The 23,086-nt window shown below is 35.5% G+C and carries 18 protein-coding genes, 1 riboswitch and 1 other annotated feature; of the genes, 17 read left to right on the forward strand and 1 reads right to left on the reverse strand.

What is annotated here, in order from left to right:
* The 7 genes from dnaA (at position 1) to gyrA (ending at position 9,695) form a co-directional block, all read left to right on the forward strand.
* Positions 1-1,356 (forward strand): chromosomal replication initiator protein DnaA, encoded by a 1,356-nt coding sequence (gene dnaA, locus ISP08_RS00005; RefSeq protein WP_195718903.1) that lies wholly within the window; start codon positions 1-3, stop codon positions 1,354-1,356.
* A gap of 247 nt (positions 1,357-1,603) precedes the next feature.
* Positions 1,604-2,734: a DNA polymerase III subunit beta gene (dnaN, locus tag ISP08_RS00010; RefSeq protein ID WP_048794377.1), complete on the forward strand. Its 1,131-nt coding sequence runs from the start codon at positions 1,604-1,606 to the stop codon at positions 2,732-2,734.
* Between the two features lie 122 nt (positions 2,735-2,856).
* A complete protein-coding gene (locus ISP08_RS00015; RefSeq protein WP_195718904.1) occupies positions 2,857-3,552 on the forward strand; it encodes a DsbA family protein in 696 nt (231 codons plus the stop codon).
* A gap of 145 nt (positions 3,553-3,697) precedes the next feature.
* Positions 3,698-3,931: a S4 domain-containing protein YaaA gene (gene yaaA, locus ISP08_RS00020; protein WP_172458996.1), complete on the forward strand. Its 234-nt coding sequence runs from the start codon at positions 3,698-3,700 to the stop codon at positions 3,929-3,931.
* A complete protein-coding gene (gene recF, locus ISP08_RS00025; RefSeq protein ID WP_195718905.1) occupies positions 3,928-5,043 on the forward strand; it encodes a DNA replication/repair protein RecF in 1,116 nt (371 codons plus the stop codon). The genes yaaA and recF overlap by 4 nt, the downstream gene beginning before the upstream one ends.
* A 12-nt stretch (positions 5,044-5,055) precedes the next feature.
* Positions 5,056-7,002, forward strand: coding sequence for a DNA topoisomerase (ATP-hydrolyzing) subunit B (gene gyrB / locus ISP08_RS00030; RefSeq protein WP_411847787.1), 1,947 nt, complete (start codon positions 5,056-5,058; stop codon positions 7,000-7,002).
* 35 nt (positions 7,003-7,037) lie between these two features.
* Positions 7,038-9,695 (forward strand): DNA gyrase subunit A, encoded by a 2,658-nt coding sequence (gene gyrA, locus ISP08_RS00035; protein ID WP_195718907.1) that lies wholly within the window; start codon positions 7,038-7,040, stop codon positions 9,693-9,695.
* 141 nt (positions 9,696-9,836) lie between these two features.
* Here gyrA and ISP08_RS00040 read toward each other — a convergent pair whose 3' ends face one another.
* Positions 9,837-10,649 (reverse strand): NAD(P)H-hydrate dehydratase, encoded by an 813-nt coding sequence (locus ISP08_RS00040; protein ID WP_195718908.1) that lies wholly within the window; start codon positions 10,647-10,649, stop codon positions 9,837-9,839.
* A gap of 292 nt (positions 10,650-10,941) precedes the next feature.
* Between ISP08_RS00040 and hutH the strand changes: the two genes are divergently transcribed.
* The 10 genes from hutH to ISP08_RS00090 all read left to right on the forward strand — a co-directional run bounded on the left by hutH (position 10,942) and on the right by ISP08_RS00090 (position 23,042).
* Positions 10,942-12,444: a histidine ammonia-lyase gene (gene hutH / locus ISP08_RS00045; protein ID WP_195718909.1), complete on the forward strand. Its 1,503-nt coding sequence runs from the start codon at positions 10,942-10,944 to the stop codon at positions 12,442-12,444.
* Between the two features lie 66 nt (positions 12,445-12,510).
* Positions 12,511-12,697, forward strand: a binding site (T-box leader).
* Positions 12,698-12,756: 59 nt separating this feature from the next.
* On the forward strand, positions 12,757-14,043 hold the full coding sequence (gene serS / locus ISP08_RS00050) for a serine--tRNA ligase (protein ID WP_048794385.1): 1,287 nt from the start codon (positions 12,757-12,759) through the stop codon (positions 14,041-14,043).
* A gap of 199 nt (positions 14,044-14,242) precedes the next feature.
* A complete protein-coding gene (locus ISP08_RS00055) occupies positions 14,243-14,938 on the forward strand; it encodes an AzlC family ABC transporter permease (protein ID WP_195718910.1) in 696 nt (231 codons plus the stop codon).
* Positions 14,935-15,264, forward strand: a complete 330-nt coding sequence (locus ISP08_RS00060) for an AzlD domain-containing protein (protein ID WP_195718911.1) — start codon at positions 14,935-14,937, stop codon at positions 15,262-15,264. Before ISP08_RS00055 ends, ISP08_RS00060 begins: the two co-directional genes overlap by 4 nt.
* A gap of 109 nt (positions 15,265-15,373) precedes the next feature.
* A riboswitch (SAM riboswitch) is annotated at positions 15,374-15,473 on the forward strand.
* Positions 15,474-15,533: 60 nt separating this feature from the next.
* The gene (gene metX, locus ISP08_RS00065) at positions 15,534-16,502 is read left to right on the forward strand and encodes a homoserine O-acetyltransferase MetX (RefSeq protein WP_048794388.1); all 969 of its coding nucleotides are present in this window, start codon (positions 15,534-15,536) and stop codon (positions 16,500-16,502) included.
* A gap of 196 nt (positions 16,503-16,698) precedes the next feature.
* Complete coding sequence (locus ISP08_RS00070) at positions 16,699-17,610, forward strand: DUF2232 domain-containing protein (RefSeq protein ID WP_048794389.1); 912 nt, start codon at positions 16,699-16,701, stop codon at positions 17,608-17,610.
* A gap of 15 nt (positions 17,611-17,625) precedes the next feature.
* Positions 17,626-19,590, forward strand: a complete 1,965-nt coding sequence (locus ISP08_RS00075) for a DHH family phosphoesterase (RefSeq protein WP_195718912.1) — start codon at positions 17,626-17,628, stop codon at positions 19,588-19,590.
* A complete protein-coding gene (gene rplI, locus ISP08_RS00080; RefSeq protein WP_048794391.1) occupies positions 19,590-20,036 on the forward strand; it encodes a 50S ribosomal protein L9 in 447 nt (148 codons plus the stop codon). Before ISP08_RS00075 ends, rplI begins: the two co-directional genes overlap by 1 nt.
* A 30-nt stretch (positions 20,037-20,066) precedes the next feature.
* Positions 20,067-21,467 carry a replicative DNA helicase gene (dnaB, locus tag ISP08_RS00085; RefSeq protein ID WP_048794392.1) on the forward strand — a complete coding sequence of 467 codons (1,401 nt, stop codon included), beginning with the start codon at positions 20,067-20,069 and terminating at the stop codon, positions 21,465-21,467.
* Positions 21,468-21,752: 285 nt separating this feature from the next.
* Positions 21,753-23,042, forward strand: coding sequence for an adenylosuccinate synthase (locus ISP08_RS00090; RefSeq protein ID WP_048794393.1), 1,290 nt, complete (start codon positions 21,753-21,755; stop codon positions 23,040-23,042).
* Positions 23,043-23,086 lie beyond the last annotated feature (44 nt).

Raw genomic sequence — 23,086 nt, forward strand, 5'->3', positions numbered from 1 at the left:
ATGTCAGAACAAGAAATCTGGGAGAAAGTACTTTCATTAGCTCGAGAAGAAATTAGTGAAACAAGTTACACTACATTTTTAAAAGATACTGAAATTCACGCTCTACGTGATAATGAAGCTATTATCGTGACAGACGAGGATTTCGTAGCAAATTGGTTAAATACGAAATATGCTGAAATAGTTCAATCATTACTATATAAAACGATTGGCGAAGAAATTACACCAAAATTCTATTCAAAAAATCAACTTGAATCGATGGACGACAAAACAACTGTTGTTGACAAAGAAGAAAAAAAACAGCCTCAAAGCGTTGATATTGCAACGGTGAGTGGGGAACAATTTAACACACACAATACATTTGATACTTTCGTAATAGGACCAGGGAATAGATTCCCACATGCTGCAAGTTTGGCAGTAGCTGAAGCGCCAGCTCAAGCGTATAATCCATTATTTATTTATGGGGGCGTTGGTCTTGGTAAAACCCATCTAATGCATGCTATTGGGCATTACGTTTTAGCTAACAATCCTGATGCAAAAGTTATCTATACATCAAGTGAAAAATTTACGAACGAGTTCATTAAATCTATTCGTGATAACGAAACAGAACGTTTCAGAGAAAAGTATAGAAACATTGATGTGTTACTTATAGATGATATTCAATTTATTCAAAATAAAGAACAAACTCAAGAAGAATTTTTCCATACTTTTAATGAATTACATCAAGCTAATAAACAAATTGTTATTTCTAGTGACCGACCACCTAAAGAAATTTCAAAGCTTGAAGATCGTTTACGTTCACGTTTCGAATGGGGCTTAATCGTTGATATCACGCCTCCGGATTACGAAACTAGAATGGCAATATTGCAAAAGAAAATTGAGGAAGAAAACTTAAATATTCCTACAGAGGCATTAACTTATATTGCAAATCAAATTCAATCAAATATTCGTGAGCTAGAAGGGGCGTTAACACGTGTATTAGCTTTTTCAAAATTACACGGCCAATCAATCACTACTGAATTAACTGCTGAAGCACTTAAAGATATTATTCAAGCGCCTAAATCTAAGAAGATTACGATTCAGGATATTCAAAAAGTCGTCGGTGATTACTACAACGTGCGTATCGAGGACTTTAGTGCCAAAAAACGTACTAAATCTATCGCTTATCCTCGTCAAATAGCAATGTATCTGTCACGTGAATTAACCGATTTTTCACTTCCTAAAATTGGAGAAGAATTTGGTGGACGTGATCATACAACTGTTATCCATGCACATGAAAAAATTAGCAACGACACAAAAAATGATCCAACATTTAAACAAGAAGTAGAAAATCTTGAAAAAGAAATAAGAAATCAATAAAAAACTGTACTAATACAGATTAAAAAACCTATTTTGAGGAATAAATATAGCGTATTAATAATTTTGTTATCTGTGGGTAATGTGAATAAGTCATACACAGTGTACACAGTTTATCCACACAAGCTAAACTTTGTCACCAATAAGATTTTTAGACTTATCCACTAATTCACAGGCCCTACTACTATTACTACGGTTTTAAAACCTATATAATTTATATATAAACGACTGGAAGGAGTTTAATTTAAAGATGGAATTCACTATTAGAAGAGACTATTTCATAAACCAACTTAATGATGCACTAAAAGCCATCTCACCAAGAACAACATTACCAATATTAACTGGTATTAAAATTGACACTAAAGAAAACGACGTAATACTTACAGGTTCTGATTCAGAAATATCTATCGAAATCACAATACCTAAACAAGTCGATGGAGAAGATATCGTTACTATTGCTGAAACAGGTTCAGTCGTATTACCAGGCCGCTTCTTCGTTGATATCATTAAAAAACTTCCAGGCAAAGAAGTAAAATTATCAACAAATGAACAATTCCAAACATTAATTACTTCAGGTCATTCTGAATTTAATTTAAGTGGTTTAGATCCTGATCAATATCCTTTATTACCAGAAGTATCACGCGAAGATGCTATTCAATTATCAGTAAAAGTCTTAAAAAACATCATTGCGCAAACAAATTTCGCAGTGTCCACCTCAGAAACACGCCCAGTACTAACTGGTGTGAACTGGCTTATACAAGATAATGAATTAATATGCACAGCTACTGACTCACACCGCTTGGCAGTAAGAAAAGTGGGCTTAGAAGAAGAGAGTGAAAATAAAAATGTCATCATTCCTGGTAAGGCATTATCTGAATTAAATAAAATTATGAGTGATAGCGACGATGATATAGATATATTCTTCGCATCCAACCAAGTATTATTTAAAGTTGGCAATGTGAATTTCATTTCACGCTTATTAGAAGGTCATTATCCAGATACTTCTCGTTTATTCCCAGAGAACTTTGAAATCAAATTAGGTATAAACAACGGTGACTTTTATCATGCCATTGATCGTGCTTCATTACTAGCAAGAGAAGGCGGCAATAACGTTATTAAATTAAGCACTGGTAATGAATTAGTTGAATTATCATCAACTTCACCAGAGATAGGTACCGTAAAAGAAGAAGTAGAGGCTAGCAATGTAGATGGTGGCAACTTAAAAATTTCATTCAACTCTAAATACATGATGGATGCGCTTAAAGCAATCGATAATGATGAAGTTGAAGTTGAATTCTTTGGCACTATGAAACCATTTATTTTAAAACCTAAAGACGATGATTCAGTAACACAATTGATTTTACCAATTAGAACTTATTAATTTGATATATGCTATAGCGTTTCGAAGTTAACACTTTGAAGCGCTATTTTTTTTATTTAGAGTAATTCAAATCGCTATAACGTGTAACAAATAAAATAAGTGATTAAAGTTGGTGATTTTAATTGTATTCTAGAAAACGAGTAACTTTATTTTTAAGTGTTACAGCAGTCATTTTATCGGTACTTGTCATCTTTCAATCTAAACAGCATGTGGATCTTAACAAAGAAGGTAAACGCTTTGCTCAAGCGATTAATACGACAAAGCAGGTGATTCCATCGTGGGGGAATAACAAAGCAAGAGTAACTATAACGCAATTTGGTAATTATTTATGTTCACACTGTAAACGATTTGATCGTGATATTGTTTTACGATTAGAAAAGGATTTTAAAAATAATCCCCAAGTACAATTTCAATACATAGATGTTCCATTCTCCAATGAAATATCAAAAATTAATTCTAATGTGTCTCAGAAGCTATATACGCTTAATAAATATAAATACTGGGATTTACATCACAAAATGTTTACTGCTTCTCCAAAAGCCTCTGAATTAAATAAAACAACGACAGCACATTATCAACAACATTTGTTACCACTCATAGATCAACTAAAATTAGATCAATCAACTACGCAAAAATTACAAGAGTTAATTAAGAAACCCAAAGCTCTGAATCGTACTCATGGATTGGCGCATCAACTTAACATAGATCATGTACCGGTTTTATATATTAACCAAAGACGTAGCGAAAATATAACAGACTACAAAGCGCTAAAAAGAGAGATAATTTCCACGTTGAACAATACGACAAAAAATCGTTGAAATGCATTAATCATCAATGTTTTCGGCACATATTAAGCGCAATAAATTAAAATTCAAAATAACTATTCATTTTAGCCTTGTTTTACATGAAATTTTGCTTAAAAAAAGGTATAATAAGTAGATGACCTTAAAGAAATGAAATGGAGTGATTGATTTGGTTGAAGAAATAGTTGTTGATGGTGACATCACTTTAGGACAATTTCTCAAAACTGAAGGTATTATCGAATCTGGAGGCCAAGCTAAATGGTTTTTAAATGAATTCGAAGTATTTCTTAACGATGAGTTAGAGACACGTCGTGGTAAAAAGCTGAACCACCAAGATAGAATTGATATACCGGAAGTAGGTTCATTTCTCATTTTACATCAAGGTGCAGAATGAAATTAACCTCACTCCAACTAGAAAACTATCGTAACTACGAGCAGATTGCGCTAGATTGTCATCCAGAAGTTAATATTTTAATTGGGGAAAATGCACAAGGCAAAACGAATCTACTCGAATCCATTTATACTTTAGCGCTCGCTAAAAGTCATCGTACATCTAATGACAGAGAACTCATACGTTTTGACAAGGAGTATGCTAAAATAGAGGGAGAGTTAAGTTACAGATATGGTGAAATGCCACTTACGATGTTTATTACCAAAAAAGGTAAACAAGTTAAAATCAATCACTTAGAACAAAGTCGACTAACGCAATATGTTGGTCATTTAAATGTGGTGTTATTTGCGCCTGAGGACTTAAACATCGTCAAAGGGTCTCCACAGATCAGACGCCGATTTATCGATATGGAATTAGGACAAATTTCAGCCGTTTATTTAAATGACTTAGCTCAATACCAACGTATTCTCAAACAAAAAAATAATTACTTAAAACAATTACAATATGGGCAAAAAACAGATAGCACTATGCTAGAAGTCTTAAACCAACAATTTGCTACATATGCGTTGAAAGTCACTTTGCGTCGTGAAAAGTTTATTGAAGAATTAGAATCACTTGCGCAACCTATTCATGCTGGTATAACTGATGAGCGAGAACGACTAGGTTTACGTTATTTACCAAGTTTAAAGTTATCCGATGTTAGTAAAAGTGAGACTGACCTGACCGAGGAAGTCTTAACAATGCTCAACGATAATATGGAGCGTGAGAAGGATCGAGGCGTATGCCTTTTTGGACCACATAGAGATGATTTAGCGTTTGACGTTAATGGTATGGACGCTCAAACGTATGGTTCTCAAGGTCAACAACGAACGACTGCCTTATCAATTAAGCTAGCAGAGATAGAGTTAATGCGTATTGAAGTGGGTGAATACCCCATATTATTACTAGATGATGTATTGAGTGAATTGGACAATTCTCGTCAATCACATTTGTTAAGTACAATACAGCACAAAGTACAAACATTCGTTACTACGACATCGATAGATGGTATAGACCATGAAATAATGTCGAATGCGAAAACATATCGTATTAATCAAGGTGAAATTATTAAGTAACAGAAAGTGAAGGTGAACACATTGTCAGATGTGAACAACACGGAAAATTATGATGCTGGGCAAATTCAAGTATTAGAAGGTCTAGAAGCGGTACGTAAAAGACCAGGGATGTATATTGGTTCTACTGCAGAAAAAGGACTTCACCACTTAGTGTGGGAAATCGTCGATAATAGTATTGACGAAGCATTGGCTGGTTATGCAGACCAAATTGAAGTTGTGATTGAAGAAGATAATTGGATTAAAGTAACTGATAACGGACGTGGTATTCCAGTAGGTATCCAAGAAAAAATGGGACGTCCAGCAGTCGAAGTTATTTTAACCGTACTTCACGCCGGCGGTAAATTCGGTGGTGGCGGCTATAAAGTATCAGGGGGTCTACATGGTGTAGGTTCTTCTGTAGTAAATGCTTTATCCGAAGATTTAGAAGTTTATGTACACATAGACAATAAAATATATCACCAAGCTTATAAAAAAGGTATTCCACAGTTTGACTTAAAAGTTGTTGGAGAAACAGATGATGATAATACAGGTACTGTTATTCGTTTTAAAGCCGACCCTACAATTTTTACAGAAACAACTGTTTATAATTACGAAACATTACAACAACGTATAAGAGAACTAGCGTTTTTAAATAAAGGTATATCAATTACTTTAAGAGACGAACGTGAGACGGACGAAGATGGTGAACAACGTGAAGATACTTATTTCTACGAAGGTGGAATTAAATCATACGTAGAAATGCTTAACGAAAACAAAGAGCCTATTCATCCAGAACCTATATACGTACATGAAGCAAAAGATGATATCGAAGTTGAAATAGCTTTACAATATAACAATGGTTTCGCAACGAACTTATTAACTTATGCTAATAATATCCACACGTATGAAGGTGGAACACACGAAGATGGTTTTAAACGTGCGTTATCTCGTGTATTAAATAGTTATGGCATTAAAAGTAAAATTATCAAAGAAGATAAAGATAAACTTTCAGGTGAAGATACTCGAGAAGGTTTAACTGCCGTTGTATCGATTAAACACGGTGATCCTCAATTCGAAGGTCAAACCAAAACGAAATTAGGTAACTCTGAAGTACGTCAAGTTGTTGATAAATTGTTCTCTGAGCTATTTGAACGTTTCCTTTATGAAAACCCTAATGTAGCACGCATTATTGTTGAAAAAGGAATTATGGCATCTAGAGCAAGAATTGCTGCTAAAAAAGCGCGTGAAGTTACACGTCGTAAGACTGCCTTAGAAGTTTCAAGCTTACCAGGTAAACTTGCAGACTGTTCAAGTAAAGATCCTAACCGCAGTGAAATCTTTATCGTAGAGGGTGACTCTGCCGGGGGGTCTACTAAATCAGGTCGTGACTCCGAAACACAAGCTATTTTACCTTTACGTGGTAAAATTCTTAACGTTGAAAAAGCACGTCTCGATAGAATTTTAAATAATAATGAAATTCGTTCAATGATTACTGCATTTGGTACTGGTATTGGTGGCGAATTTGATTTAAGTAAAGCACGCTATCACAAGATTATTATTATGACAGATGCCGATGTCGATGGTGCACATATTAGAACGTTATTATTAACATTCTTCTATCGCTTTATGCGTCCGTTAATTGAAGCGGGCTATGTATATATCGCTCAACCACCATTGTTCAAATTAACGCAAGGTAAACAAAAATATTATGTCTTTAATGAGCGTGAATTAGATAAGCTTAAAGCTGAACTAGATCCATCACCTAAATGGTCTATAGCACGTTATAAAGGTTTAGGTGAGATGAATGCGGACCAATTGTGGGAAACTACAATGAATCCAGAAAATCGTTCAATGTTACAAGTGACATTGGAAGATGCAATTAACGCCGATCAAACATTTGAAATGTTAATGGGTGACGTCGTGGAAAACCGTAGACAGTTTATTGAAGACAATGCAGTCTATGCTAACTTAGATTTCTAAAACAATGAACTGAATTTTTGAAGGAGGATATCTTGATGGCTGAAGTACCTGAATCAAGAATAAATGAACGAAATATTACTAGTGAGATGCGAGAGTCGTTTTTAGACTATGCGATGAGTGTTATCGTATCTCGTGCCCTACCAGACGTTAGAGATGGTTTGAAACCAGTACATCGTCGTATCTTATATGGATTAAATGAACAAGGTATGACACCTGATAAATCATATAAAAAGTCAGCACGTATCGTTGGGGACGTAATGGGTAAATATCATCCACATGGTGACTCATCTATTTACGAAGCAATGGTAAGAATGGCTCAGGATTTCAGCTATAGATATCCTTTAGTTGATGGTCAAGGTAACTTTGGCTCAATGGATGGTGATGGCGCAGCGGCTATGCGTTATACAGAGGCACGTATGTCTAAAATAACGCTTGAATTATTACGCGATATCAATAAAGATACGATTGATTTCATAGATAACTACGATGGTAATGAAAGGGAGCCGTCAGTCTTACCTGCTCGTTTCCCTAACTTACTTGTTAACGGTGCCTCAGGTATCGCAGTAGGTATGGCGACAAACATCCCACCTCATAACTTAACTGAAGTGATTAATGGCGTCTTAAAAGTAAGCCATAACCCTGATGTAACGATTGCCGAGTTAATGGAAGATATTCAAGGACCAGATTTTCCAACTGGCGCGCTTATCATGGGCAAGAGTGGAATCCGCAGAGCATACGAAACAGGACGTGGTTCAATCCAAATGCGTTCTCGTGCTGAAATAGAAGAACGTGGTGGCGGCCGTCAACGTATCGTCGTTACAGAGATTCCTTACCAAGTTAACAAAGCACGTATGATTGAAAAAATAGCTGAATTAGCTCGAGATAAAAAAGTTGATGGCATCACTGATTTACGTGATGAAACAAGTTTACGTACAGGTGTAAGAGTCGTAATTGACGTTAGAAAAGATGCCAATGCGAACGTTATTCTTAACAACTTATATAAACAAACACCATTACAAACATCATTTGGAGTGAACATGATTGCGCTTGTTAATGGTAGACCTAAACTTATTAACTTAAAAGAAGCCCTAGTAGAATATTTAGAGCATCAAAAAATTGTTGTAAGACGTCGTACTGAATATAACCTGAAAAAAGCACAAGATCGTGCACATATTCTTGAAGGTTTAAGAATCGCATTAGATCACATCGATGAAATCATCACGACAATTCGTGAGTCAGAAACTGACAAAGTAGCCATGGATAGCTTGCAAGAACGTTTTAAATTAACTGAACGCCAAGCTCAAGCTATTTTAGATATGCGTTTAAGACGTTTAACAGGATTAGAACGCGATAAAATTGAAAATGAATATAATGAGTTAGTTGCTTACATTAAAGAATTAGAAGAAATTCTTGCAGATGAAGAAAAACTACTACAAATCGTTAGAGATGAATTAATAGATATTCGTGAACGTTATGGTGACGACCGTCTAACAGAAATACAATTAGGTGGCTTCGATAATATCGAAGACGAAGATTTAATACCTGAAGAGCAAATCGTTATTACATTAAGTCATAATAACTATATTAAACGATTACCAGTTTCTACATATCGTGCTCAGCACCGAGGTGGTCGTGGTGTTCAAGGTATGAATACGTTAGAAGAAGACTTCGTAAGTCAACTTGTAACGTTGAGTACACACGATAACGTCCTATTCTTTACGAATAAAGGTCGCGTCTACAAATTGAAAGGTTATGAAGTACCTGAGCTTTCACGTCAATCTAAAGGTATACCAATCGTTAATGCTATTGAATTAGATAATGACGAAAGCATTAGCACGATGATAGCCGTTAAAGACTTAGAACGTGAAGATAATTTCCTAATCTTTGCAACGAAGAAAGGTATTATCAAACGTTCAAGATTAAATAACTTCTCTCACATTAATAAGAACGGTAAAATTGCGATTGGATTCAAAGATGAAGACGAACTTATTGCCGTACGTCTCACAGATGGTTCTCAAGACGTTCTTATTGGTACTGCACATGCATCATTAATACGTTTCCAAGAGCAGTCATTAAGACCACTTGGTAGAACGGCAGCAGGTGTTAAAGGTATTACAATACGTGAAGGTGACCAAGTCGTTGGCTTAGACGTCGCTCACTCTGAAAGTGAAGATGAAGTACTTGTTGTAACTAAAAATGGTTACGGTAAACGTACACCAGTAAGTGAATATAGATTATCAAACCGTGGTGGTAAAGGTATCAAGACAGCCACTATTACAGAACGTAACGGTGATATCGTTTGTATTACAACTGTATCAGGTAGTGAAGACTTAATGGTTGTAACTAACTCTGGTGTGATTATTAGAATTGATGTTCATGATATTTCACAAAATGGTAGAGCTGCACAAGGTGTTCGTTTAATACGTCTAGGAGACAATCAATTTGTTTCTACTGTTGCTAAAGTAGACGAAGAGGAAGAAACAGCTAGAGCAGAAGAAAGTGTAGAATCTGCAGAGGGTGATGAAACTCAAGCATCAAATGAAACTGTAGTTGAAGACAATACACCTGGTAATGCAATTCATACTGAAGGTGAAGAAGAAAACGACGAACCTAAAGAGTTAAGACAAGACTTTATGGATCGTGTTAACGAAGATATCGACAACGCCGATAACGACGATGACTCAGAAGAATAAGTTCCTATAAAATAATAAATCAAAAAAGCCTAGCAGATTGTATTAATCTGCTAGGCTTTTTATATACTTTAGACGACCTACCCTCTTGATACACTATAAATAAAACGCCTCTAATTACAAAATTAGAGGCGTTATTTTATATTATTGTTCTAATTTTTTCATAGCATGTGGGATTTCGCTAATTAATCTTGATGGTGGCACAACATACATAGATTCAGCCAATGAATCCCCTATATAACTATGTGTGTACGTTGCACTTGTAACAGCCTCTTCGATACTATCGAATTGTCCAACGAAGCTTGTAATCATACCAGCAAGTGTATCGCCCATACCGCCCGTAGCCATCGCAGGTGTACCAATTGGTAATTTATAATCATTATTTCTGAAATAAATTTCGGTACCATGCATTTTAAGCACGATCGTTGCGCCTATATCGTTAGCAGCTTGACGGTTACGTTCGTATTCCTGTTCATCAATAGGAATACCACTTAAACGTTCCCATTCTTTTTGATGTGGCGTGAAAATAACACGACACGTAGGAATTTGTGGTTTTAATTTACTAAAGATTGTAATCGCATCACCATCAACAATAAGTGTTTGGTGAGATTGAATGTTTTGCAATAGGAAAGTAATAGCATTATTTCCTTTGAAATCACAACCAAGTCCAGGACCGATTAAAATACAATCTGTGTTTTCAATCATTTTAGTAAGCATTTTAGTATCGTTGATGTCGATAACCATTGCTTCTGGACAACGAGAATGTAGAGCTGCATGGTTGTTAGGATGTGTAGCTACTGTGATTAAGCCACTGCCGCTATATACACATGCACGAGCTGCTAAAATAATCGCTCCACCCAAACTAGCATTCCCGCCAATTAATAAGATTCGACCATAGTCCCCTTTATGAGTATCATCTTTACGTTTAGGAATACTAACTGATGATAAAGTTTCCATTACGAAACCTCCTTTTTAGTTAATGCTTTTATATAAATCGTTGTTTTAGTCATTGTTTTGTCGTTACTTTATTTTAAATACAATAGAAAATAATATACCTGCAAGTACGTTAAGTCAATAGTTAAAAGTTAATAATAAGCACAATAATTTTACATATATGTGGATAACCTGCTTTATCCTGTTAAATCAGTAATCTGATAATACGTTACGACTATTGCTATAACTATTGTTACTCAAAAAATGAAAGCGTATACTTTGAGTTGCATGCTAATTATTGAGAGGAGATGGGATAATGGTATTACAATTAACAGGAAATGATTTAACGATTGCAGAGATTAAAAACTTTTTAAATGAAAGAGAAACTGTAGAGATTACAGATGAAGCACTGCAACGTGTTAAGCAAAGTCGTGCAACAGTTGAAGATATTATCGCTAATAAAAAAACAGTATATGGTATTACGACTGGATTTGGTTTATTTAGTGATATCAGAATTGATCAAGGGGAATATGAACAATTACAAACGAACTTAATTCGCTCACATGCTTGTGGTGTAGGTAAACCATTTGGAGAAGAAGTGTCATTAGTGATGATGGTTTTACGTTTAAATACTTTATTAAAAGGACATTCAGGCACAACTGTAGAACTGATTGACCAACTTATTTATTTTATTAATCAACGTATTATTCCGGTCATTCCACAACAAGGTTCATTGGGTGCTTCAGGAGACTTAGCCCCATTAGCACATTTAGCTTTGGCATTAATTGGTGAAGGTAATGTTTTCTACCAAGGAGAAGAAGTTGATAGCAGACATGTCTTAAGTAATTTAAATAGACAACCTTTACAGTTACAAGCTAAAGAAGGACTAGCATTAATTAATGGTACGCAAGCAATGACTGCGCAAGGCGTGATTAATTATATTGAAGCGGAAGATTTAGCATTACAGGCTGAATGGATTGCAGCATTAACGCATCAAGCTTTAAATGGTATTACAGACGCATATAATGAAAATGTACATAAAGTCAGAAACTTTGATGAACAAACTGCTGTAGCAGCACGTATGTTGGACTGGTTAGACGGCTCGCAATTAACAACGAGACAAGGTGAGATTCGAGTTCAAGATGCTTACTCTTTACGTTGTATTCCTCAAATTCACGGTGCGAGTTTCCAAGTATTTAACTATGTTAAAGAGAAATTAGAATTTGAAATGAATGCAGCTAACGATAACCCACTTATTTTTGATGAAGATGATGAAACGCTCGTTATTTCAGGTGGAAACTTCCACGGGCAACCTATCGCATTTGCCTTAGACTTCTTAAAAATAGGCGTTAGCGAATTAGGTAACGTTGCCGAACGTCGTTTAGAACGTCTCGTTAACCCGCAATTGAATAATGGACTACCAGCATTTTTAAGTCCACAACCAGGGTTACAAAGTGGAGCAATGATTATGCAATACGCTGCAGCCAGTTTAGTATCAGAAAATAAAACATTAGCCCACCCTGCTAGTGTGGATTCTATACCTTCATCAGCGAACCAAGAAGATCATGTTTCAATGGGTACGATAGCCTCACGTCATGGTTATAATATTATTGAAAACACGAGAAGTGTCATTGCGATTGAATGTATTATTGCGCTACAAGCAGTGGAGCATAAAGACATTGAAAAATTATCACCTAAGACACGCGCGAAATATGATGAATTAAGACATATCATCCCAACTATTACTGAAGATAGACAATTCCATAAAGACATTGCAGCGGTTGCACAACATTTACGTGATAGAGCTTATAATGCTTAATCAGCTTAACAATGTTGCTTGAAAATAACATTTGAATTTGCTATATTTAATTTAAGTAAATAGAGCATTGTTCATAGGCTAAGTAATTTTAAGACGCTTGATATCAGAGAACTTGTGGTTGGTGCGAACAAGTATCAGCATTAAAATGAATCTACCTATATTTGAGAACAATCGGTTTAACCGTTATTTTAGTGAGAGCGCAGTCTTAATTAGGCTGTTAAATAGGGTGGCAACGCGTGACCACGTCCCTTGTGTTAGGGATGTGGTCTTTTTTTGTTCTACTCAAATAAACATCGAAAGGAATTGAATGATATGTTAGATATTAGAATGTTTCGTACAGAACCTCAATTAGTTAAAGACAAAGTAGCTAAGCGTGGTATGAGCGAAAGTGTTGTTGATGAGGTACTTAATTTAGATGAAAAACGTCGTCAATTAATTAGTCAATCTGAAGAAATGAAGGCAGAACGTAATAAAGTAAGTGGTGAGATTGCTCAGAAAAAACGTAATAAAGAAAATGCGGATGATGTAATTGCTGCAATGAGAGATTTAGGAGACAAGATTAAACAACTTGATGAACAATTAAATGATGTCGATGAACAATTAACGAATCATTTAGCTACTATCCCTAACTTAATTCACGATGATGTGCCAGTTGGCGATTCAGATGAAGACAATGTCGAGTTAAAACGCTGGGGCACGCCAAGAACATTTGATTTTGAAGCTCAACCTCACTGGGATATAGTGGAAAACTTAAAATTGGTTAATTTTGAACGTGCCGCAAAAGTATCAGGCGCACGTTTCATATTTTTAACTGGCGAAGGCGCACAATTAGAACGTGCATTAATGAACTATATGGTTACTAAACATACGACACAACATGGCTATACTGAAATGATGGTACCACAATTAGTTAATGCAGAATCAATGTACGGCACAGGTCAATTACCTAAGTTTGAAGAAGATTTATTTAAAGTAGAAAAAGAAGGTCTATATACGATCCCAACAGCTGAAGTGCCTTTAACTAACTATTATAGAAATGAAATTATTGGTCCCGATGTCTTACCTGAGAAATTTACAGCACAATCAGCATGTTATCGAAGTGAAGCGGGTTCAGCAGGAAGAGATACAAGAGGTCTAATTCGCTTACACCAATTTGATAAAGTAGAAATGGTACGTTATGAAAAACCTGAAGATTCATGGAATGCATTAGAAGAAATGACGCTTCACGCAGAAGCTATTTTAGAAGAATTAGGATTACCTTATCGTCGCGTGATTTTATGTACTGGAGATATAGGTTTCGGTGCAAGTAAAACTTATGATTTAGAAGTTTGGTTACCAAGCTATGATGACTATAAAGAAATAAGTTCTTGCTCAAACGTTACAGATTTCCAAGCACGCCGTGCAAATATCCGCTTCAAAAGAGATAAAGCATCTAAGCCAGAATTAGTTCACACATTAAATGGTAGTGGGTTAGCAGTAGGTCGTACCTTTGCAGCTATCGTTGAAAACTATCAAAATGAAGATGGCTCAATTACAATTCCTGAAGCACTCGTACCATTTATGGGTGGTAAAACTAAAATAGGTCCAGTAGTTAAATAACCGTAAATTAAAGTAATAACTAGCGTTCCGTCTATGAGATGGAACGCATTTTTAATAGGGTAGGGGAGTCTAGAGGATAGTTGTTTTTAGCATTCCGTTTGTCTAACTTAACACAAACGGAAGACTAACCTTATTGCTCGCTTAAATATTCTGTATTAGACTGTCAATAATATGTTTTCAGGTAGGGGAGGGGTAGTATATGGCTTCGCATTTAACATTTAGGCAAGGTGTTAAAGAATGTGTGCCTACATTATTAGGTTATGCAGGTGTTGGACTTTCTTTTGGCATCGTTGCGGTAGCATCTAAATTTAGTCTGCTAGAAATAGTTTTATTATGCTTACTCGTTTATGCAGGTGCTGCACAATTTATCATTTGTAGTTTAGTGATTGCTGGAACACCTATAACTGCAATTGTGCTTACGACATTTATAGTTAACTCGAGGATGTTTTTATTAAGCATGACATTAGCTCCCCAATATAAAGATTATGGTTGGCTCAATCGTTTAGGATTAGCGACGTTAGTTACAGACGAAACATTTGGCGTCGCCATAACACCTCACTTAAAAGGGGAGAAGATAAATGATCGCTGGTTACATGGACTTAATTTAACGGCATATTTATTCTGGACCGTATCATGTATTGTGGGAGCTATTTTCGGTAAATATATCCATAATCCAGATGCACTAGGTTTAGATTTTGCTATTACTGGTATGTTTATCTTTTTAGCAATTTCACAATTTGAAACTGTACAGCGTTCTCAAATTATGACTTACATCGTATTAATCGTTTGTGTCATCGTAATGATGTTTTTATTTAGTTTATTTATGCCTACATATGTAGCAATTATTTTATCTTCGATACTTGCGGCAACGTTAGGGGTGGTGATGACCAAATGAGTATAACGATACATATGCTAATTATCATCGTTTTATGTGGTGTAGTTACGTGGTTAACCAGAGTTATACCATTTATGTTGATTACACGCGTTCACTTATCAGAGAAAGTCGTAAAATGGCTGTCGTTTATCCCGATTACATTGTTTACTGCACTCATTATCGATGGCGTCATCGAACAACATAGTGGAAAATTCGGTTATACTATTAATGTTCCATTTTTAGTGACAATCATTCCGACAGTTTTAGTGGCGTTCATATCTAAAAGCCTTACAATAACTATTATTGCCGGTATTTTTATTATGGCACTTATACGTTTATTATTTTGATGTTAAGCATTGAAGTAGTAAGCGTTATTCGTTAGAATGAAATTAATAGAAAATTTCGACATCTACAACATTGATGTTTCGAAATGTTAAATCTTATAAATTAAATCAAATCTTATTTTGAGAAGCTAAGGGACTTGGCCCATAGATGCTTCAGCAACCGGCTATAGAGTACGGTGCTAAAACCAACGAAGATATTCGAATGATAAGTAACCATGAACCTTCTTACTTATATCGAGTAAGAGGGTTTTTAAGTTAGTAGGAGGTCAAACATGACAAATTATACTGTGGACACGTTAGAATTAGGACCGTTTGAAACAGAATCAGGTGAAACAATATCAAATTTAAAATTACGTTATGAACATGTAGGCTTCAAAGGTCAACCGCTCGTTTTAGTATGTCATGCTCTGACAGGTAACCATGTGACGTATGGAACGGATGAAAACCATGGGTGGTGGCGCGAAATTATTGATGGTGGTTATATGCCAATTAACGACTACCAATTTCTAACTTTTAATGTTATCGGTAGTCCATTTGGTTCAAGTTCCGCATTAATTGATGATGATTTTCCTTCAAAACTAACTTTAAGAGACGTTGTTCGAGCATTAGAAGTGGGTATAAAAGCGTTAGGGTTTTCCCACATTGATATATTAATCGGTGGTTCACTTGGTGGCATGCAAGCGATGGAATTGTTATACAATAGACAATTTGATGTGAAGAAGGCGGTCATACTTGCCGCTACGGATAAGACTTCCTCTTATAGTCGCGCATTTAATGAAATTGCACGTCAATCAATTCAGTTAGCTGGCAAAGAAGGCATGAGTATTGCGAGACAACTAGGGTTTTTAACTTATCGGTCATCGAAAAGTTATGATAAACGATTTTCACCAGATCAAGTCGTAGCATATCAACGACATCAAGGTAACAAATTTAAAGAGAACTTTAATCGTAACTGTTATTTAACACTCCTGGATGTCTTAGATAGTCATGATATCGATAGAGATCGTACGGACGTTACGGAAGTATTTAAATCTTTAGATACTAAAGTTTTAACAATGGGTTTTACGGATGATTTACTATATCCGGATGACTTGGTACGTGCCGTAGGAGAACGATTTAAGTATCACCGTCATTTCTTTGTGCCTGACAATGTAGGTCATGATGGATTTTTACTTAATTTTAATGATTGGGCACCTAATTTGTATCATTTCTTAAAAGTTTCAAAATTTAAACGTAAATAATGTACGTAAATAAAGCTCTAAATTGACTGTAACAAGTTAATCTAGAGCTTATTTTATTTAAATGATAATTAAAGATTATAGTTATTCATATTATGAATGAAATTTGAGGTAATCAATTGAAATTATCAATAATTGTATAAAATTTCTAAAGAGGTTAGAATAGTAATACAGTCAAAAAGTATGGGAGTGGCAAAATTTGTTTTCAAAAATTGAACCTAAAGCTACTATTTTGAGTATTATCTCACTCATCATCGTTGCTTTAGTCTTACATATATTACCGCCACTTGGTTTTGTATTATGCTTGTTTGCGACAATACCAGGCATTGTACTATGGCATAAATCTAAAGAATCATTTGGATTGGCCGCTGTTATTACAGTAATTTTAACCACTTTGTTAGGTAATATATTTGTATTAAGTGCGATGGTCTTAATATTAATTGTTAGTTTTTTAGTAGGCCAATTATTAAAAGAACGTACATCCAAAGAGCGTATATTATACGTAACTACAACATTTATCAGTATCATCTCATTGGTCGCTTTTATGATTTTACAAGCGTTTAATAAAATACCGACAGTAGATACGCTATTCAAACCATTAAGAACTCAAATGTTACAAACAATTGAGCAGAGTGGTATGCAAAGTGGCTACGAAAATACGATAGGTGAAGGCTTTCGCCAATTTGCAGTCCAACTACCTAGCTTCGTTATTATAACGATATTTCTACTTATTTTAATTAACCTAATTATTACATTTCCAATATTACGCAAATTTAAAGTAGCAACACCAGTTTTTAAACCGTTATTTGCATGGCAAATGAATAAAGTTTTACTTATTTTATACGTTATTACGCTTCTCTGTGTTATGTTTGCGTCTAAAGCGGGTACTTTCCAAAGTATCGTATTGAATTTTGAAATTGTGTTATCATTATGTATGTATTTACAAGGGTTGAGTTTAATACATTTCTTTGGCAAAGCGAAAGGGATGCCAACAGCTTTAACAGTCGTGTTAATGGTTATCGGGACAATTTTAACGCCATTTACACATCTTGTAGCTTTATTAGGGTTTATTGATTTAGCATTTAACTTAAAACGTATCATTAAAAAATAATGTGAGGTGGACAAAATGAACCGTCAATCCACTAAAAAAGCATTAGTTTTACCATTTATCATTATGGCAATTATGGCAGTAGTTTTAGTCGCAGTATGGTTTATTTTCAACCAACTCATTGCTGGTATCGCTGCTGCGGTTTTGATAGTCGTAATTATTATTGCTGCTTTAATGGTAAGGCAAGCTTTACAAAAGATGGACAACTACGTTGATAATTTGAGCGGACACATATCAGCCGGTAGTAATCGAGCAATTAAAAATTTACCAATTGGTATGGTAGTTATTGATGAAAATGAAAATATTGAGTGGATGAACCAATTTATGTCAGAGCGTTTGGATCGCAATGTAATCTCTGATCCAGTAAATGAAGTTTATCCTAATATATTGAAGCAATTAGAAAAAACTGAAGAAATTGATATAGAAGATAAAAATTATCAATATCGTGTAAGGTATTCTGAAAAAGAACATATTTTATATTTCTTTGATATCACTGAAGAAGTTCGCATTAATGAATTATATAACGAATCAAAACCGATTATCGCAACGTTATTTTTAGATAACTATGACGAAATCACACAAAATATGAACGATACACAACGTTCGGAAATTAACTCAATGGTTACGCGTGTCATTAGCCGTTGGGCATCTGAATATGACATCTACTTTAAGCGTTATAGTACCGATCAATTCGTCGCGTATTTAAATCAACATATATTAGATGAAATTGAAGATTCAAACTTTGATATTTTAAGTCAGTTAAGAGAAAAAAGTGTCGGTTACAGAGCGCAACTTACATTAAGTATAGGTGTAGGTGAAGGTTCTGATAGTTTAATCGATCTTGGTGAATTATCACAATCTGGACTAGATCTAGCTTTAGGTCGTGGTGGTGACCAAGTCGCAATTAAAAACCAAAATGGTAACGTACGTTTCTACGGTGGTAAGACTGACCCAATGGAAAAACGTACACGTGTAAGAGCACGTGTCATTTCACATGCACTGAAAGATATACTTATGGAAGGCGATAAAGTTATTATCATGGGACATAAGCGTCCTGATTTAGATGCAATTGGTGCAGCAATCGGGGTATCTCGTTTTGCAATGATGAATAACTTAGATGCACATATCGTGTTAAATGATTCAGATATCGATCCGACATTACGTCGTGTAATGGATTCTATCGATGAAAAACCTGAATTAAAAGAACGTTTTATTACTTCCGAAGAGGCATGGGACAATATGACATCAAGAACGACTGTCGTTATTGTCGATACGCACAAGCCAGAGATGGTTATAGATGAAGATATTTTAAACAAAGCCAATAGAAAAGTTGTTATTGACCACCATAGACGTGGTGAAAGCTTTATTTCTAGTCCGTTACTTGTTTATATGGAACCATATGCTAGTTCAACGGCAGAACTTGTGACAGAATTACTAGAATATCAACCAACAGAACAACGTTTAACACGTTTAGAATCTACTGTAATGTTCGCAGGTATTATCGTGGATACACGTAACTTTACTTTACGTACGGGTTCAAGAACGTTTGATGCCGCAAGCTATTTACGTGCGCATGGTGCCGACACAATTTTAACGCAACACTTCTTGAAAGATGATATCGATACGTATATTAATCGTACAGAATTAATCCGTACGGTAGAATTACAAGATAATGGCGTTGCCATCGCTCACGGTCCAGATGACAAAATATATCATCCTGTTACAGTTGCACAAGCTGCAGACGAGCTGTTAAGTTTAGATGGTGTAGAGGCATCATATGTTGTCGCTAGAAGAGAAGATTCACTTGTTGGTATGTCTGCCCGCTCTCTAGGAGCAGTTAACGTACAATTAACAATGGAAGCACTCGGTGGCGGTGGCCATTTAACAAATGCGGCTACACAACTTAAAGATGTCACGGTCGAAGAAGCGATCGAACAATTACAACAAGCAATAACAGAACAAATGAGTAGGAGTGAAAATTGATGAAAGTAATATTCACACAAAACGTTAAAGGTAAAGGTAATAAAGGCGAAGTCAAAGACGTACCAGTAGGTTACGCTAATAACTACCTTTTAAAAAATAAATTAGCTGTTGAAGCGACACCAGGCAATCTGAAACAATTAGAACAACAAGAAAAAGCAGCTAAAGCAGAACGTCAAAAAGAAATCGATGAAGCTAAACAACTTAAATCAAAATTAGCTGACCTTGAAGTAGAAGTTTCAGCTAAAACTGGTGAAGGCGGCAAATTATTTGGTTCAGTAAGCACGAAACAAATTGCACAAGCTTTACAAGAACAGCATGATATTAAAATTGATAAACGTAAAATGGATTTACCAAGTGGTATCCATGCATTGGGTTATACAAATGTACCGGTTAAATTAGATAAAGAAGTCGAAGGTACGATTCGTGTACACACAATTGAACAATAATTATGGATTGAAATATGAGGTGTAATCGACATGGATGGAATGTATGAACAAAATCAAATGCCCCATAGTAATGAGGCTGAACAATCTGTCTTAGGTGCCATTATCATTGATCCAGAATTAGTCAACTCAACTCAGGAAGTATTACTTCCTGAGTCATTTTATAGGGGTGCACATCAACATATCTTCCGTGCGATGATGAATCTCAACGAAGATAATAAAGAAATCGATGTTGTCACTATAATGGATCAACTGTCACAAGAAGGTCGCTTGAGTGAAGCGGGTGGACCACAATACTTAGCAGAATTATCTAGTAATGTACCGACGACTCGAAATGTACAGTATTATACGGATATTGTGTTTAAGCATGCCTTAAAACGTAAATTAATCCAAGCTGCTGATAGTATTGCAAACGATGGTTATAATGATGAACTTGAATTAGATACAATACTTAACGATGCTGAACGTCGTATTCTTGAACTATCTTCTACACGTGAAAGCGATGGCTTTAAAGATATTAGAGACGTCTTAGGTGACGTTTATGAAAATGCAGAATTACTTGATCAAAATAGTGGTCAAACGCCAGGTATACCTACAGGTTATCGAGATTTAGACCAAATGACGGCAGGGTTTAACCGTAATGATTTAATCATTTTAGCGGCACGTCCTTCTGTTGGTAAGACTGCCTTCGCTCTTAATATTGCTCAAAAAGTAGCAACACATGAAGATCACTTTTCTGTTGGTATATTCTCCCTCGAGATGGGTGCAGACCAACTAGCGACGCGTATGATTTGTAGCTCAGGTAACGTGGATTCTAACCGTCTGCGTACAGGTACAATGACGGAAGAGGATTGGAATAGATTTACGATTGCAGTTGGTAAGTTATCACGTACTAAAATATTTATTGACGATACTCCGGGTATACGAATTACAGATATTCGTTCTAAATGTCGTCGTTTAAAACAAGAACACGGTTTGGATATGATTGTTATTGACTATCTACAACTTATTCAAGGTAGTGGGTCACGTTTTTCAGATAACCGTCAACAAGAAGTATCTGAAATATCACGTACATTAAAAGCGATTGCGAGAGAACTAGAATGTCCTGTTATTGCATTAAGTCAGTTATCTCGTGGTGTGGAACAACGTCAAGATAAGCGACCAATGATGAGTGATATTCGTGAGTCTGGTTCAATCGAGCAAGATGCTGATATTGTTGCGTTCTTATATCGTGATGACTATTATAATCGTGGTGAAGAAGATGAAGACGACGATGATGCAGGGTTTGAACCACAAACCAATGATGAGAACGGCGAAATTGAAATAATCATTGCAAAACAACGTAACGGCCCGACAGGCACAGTAAAATTACACTTCATGAAACAATACAATAAATTCACAGATATAGATTACGCCCACGCAGATTTTGGATAATTAAATAAAAATATTTTTCCGTACAATAAAATGTTATTTTGTTTTATTGTACGGTTTTTAATTGGATTCAGAGATACGCTTGATATAGAAGTATGTATCGAAGTTTTCTTAGTTATTGCTTTTGAATGTTGATAGATCAACACTTTTAGCTCATTAATTGGAGTGTTAGGCTTTACCGAAATTTTAAAATGTGTCCAATTTTAATGTTCGATTTTTGTTTGCATTATGATCATTCTATTGGTAGAATACTTAATGGTTAAACGAGAAAAACTTGGAGGTGCTCATATGTCATCAATCGTAGTCGTTGGGACACAATGGGGAGACGAAGGTAAAGGTAAAATTACAGATTTCTTAGCAGAACAAGCAGATGTTATTGCACGATTTTCAGGTGGAAATAACGCAGGTCACACAATTAAGTTCGATGGAGAAACTTATAAATTACACTTAGTACCGTCTGGTATTTTTTATAAAGACAAATTAGCAGTTATCGGTAATGGTGTTGTAGTGGATCCAGTTGCATTATTAAAAGAATTAGATGGCCTAAATGACAGAGGAGTTTCTACTGATAATTTACGTATTTCAAACCGTGCGCAAGTTATTTTACCTTATCATTTAAAACAAGATGAGTATGAAGAAGAGCGCCGTGGAGACAACAAAATTGGCACAACTAAGAAAGGTATCGGTCCTGCTTATGTAGATAAAGCACAACGTATCGGTATCCGTGTCGCAGATTTATTAAATAAAGAAACGTTTGAAGCACTTTTGAAAGCAAATATTGAATATAAAGATGCTTATTTCAAAGGGATGTTCGGTAAAGAATGCCCATCATTTGATGAAATCTTTGAAGCATATTATGCAGCAGGTCAGCGTTTAGCACCATACGTTACTGATACAGCTAAAGTGTTAGACGATGCATTCGTAGCTGACGAAAAAGTTTTATTTGAAGGTGCACAAGGTGTCATGTTAGACATCGATCATGGTACATATCCATTCGTAACTTCTAGTAACCCTGTTGCTGGTAACGTTACTGTTGGTGGCGGTGTTGGTCCAACATTCGTATCTAAAGTAATTGGTGTATGTAAAGCCTATACTTCTCGTGTGGGTGATGGTCCATTCCCTACAGAATTATTTGATGCTGATGGTGAACACATCCGTGAAGTAGGTCGTGAATATGGTACGACTACAGGACGTCCTCGTCGTGTAGGTTGGTTTGACTCAGTAGTATTACGTCACTCTCGTCGTGCAAGTGGTATTACTGACCTTTCAATTAACTCAATCGATGTCTTAACTGGCTTAGACACAGTTAAGATTTGTACAGCATATGAGTTAGATGGCCAAGAAATCACTGAATACCCAGCTAACTTAAATGAGTTACAACGTTGTAAACCAATTTTTGAAGAATTACCAGGTTGGACTGAAGACGTTACAAGCTGCCGTACTTTAGATGAATTACCTGATAATGCACGTAACTATTTAGAACGTATTTCTGAATTATGTAACGTACGCATTTCTATTTTCTCTGTTGGTCCAGACCGTAATCAAACAAACTTACTTCAACCACTTTGGGAAAAATAAGTTTTAATTAACATAAAGAACCCTGTAAATGACGTTTAACGACG

This window comes from Staphylococcus lloydii (assembly GCF_015775975.1).
Taxonomy (GTDB): Bacteria; Bacillota; Bacilli; order Staphylococcales; family Staphylococcaceae; genus Staphylococcus; species Staphylococcus lloydii.

Bases quoted from the DNA above. Each gene is read 5' to 3' on its own strand.
- dnaA (WP_195718903.1), top strand. From the start codon at position 1: ATGTCAGAACAAGAAATCTGGGAGAAAGTACTTTCATTAGCTCGAGAA.
- dnaN (WP_048794377.1), top strand. From the start codon at position 1,604: ATGGAATTCACTATTAGAAGAGACTATTTCATAAACCAACTTAATGAT.
- recF (WP_195718905.1), top strand. From the start codon at position 3,928: ATGAAATTAACCTCACTCCAACTAGAAAACTATCGTAACTACGAGCAG.
- gyrA (WP_195718907.1), top strand. From the start codon at position 7,038: ATGGCTGAAGTACCTGAATCAAGAATAAATGAACGAAATATTACTAGT.
- ISP08_RS00040 (WP_195718908.1), bottom strand. From the start codon at position 10,649: ATGGAAACTTTATCATCAGTTAGTATTCCTAAACGTAAAGATGATACT.
- hutH (WP_195718909.1), top strand. From the start codon at position 10,942: ATGGTATTACAATTAACAGGAAATGATTTAACGATTGCAGAGATTAAA.
- serS (WP_048794385.1), top strand. From the start codon at position 12,757: ATGTTAGATATTAGAATGTTTCGTACAGAACCTCAATTAGTTAAAGAC.
- ISP08_RS00055 (WP_195718910.1), top strand. From the start codon at position 14,243: ATGGCTTCGCATTTAACATTTAGGCAAGGTGTTAAAGAATGTGTGCCT.
- ISP08_RS00060 (WP_195718911.1), top strand. From the start codon at position 14,935: ATGAGTATAACGATACATATGCTAATTATCATCGTTTTATGTGGTGTA.
- metX (WP_048794388.1), top strand. From the start codon at position 15,534: ATGACAAATTATACTGTGGACACGTTAGAATTAGGACCGTTTGAAACA.
- ISP08_RS00075 (WP_195718912.1), top strand. From the start codon at position 17,626: ATGAACCGTCAATCCACTAAAAAAGCATTAGTTTTACCATTTATCATT.
- rplI (WP_048794391.1), top strand. From the start codon at position 19,590: ATGAAAGTAATATTCACACAAAACGTTAAAGGTAAAGGTAATAAAGGC.
- dnaB (WP_048794392.1), top strand. From the start codon at position 20,067: ATGGATGGAATGTATGAACAAAATCAAATGCCCCATAGTAATGAGGCT.
- ISP08_RS00090 (WP_048794393.1), top strand. From the start codon at position 21,753: ATGTCATCAATCGTAGTCGTTGGGACACAATGGGGAGACGAAGGTAAA.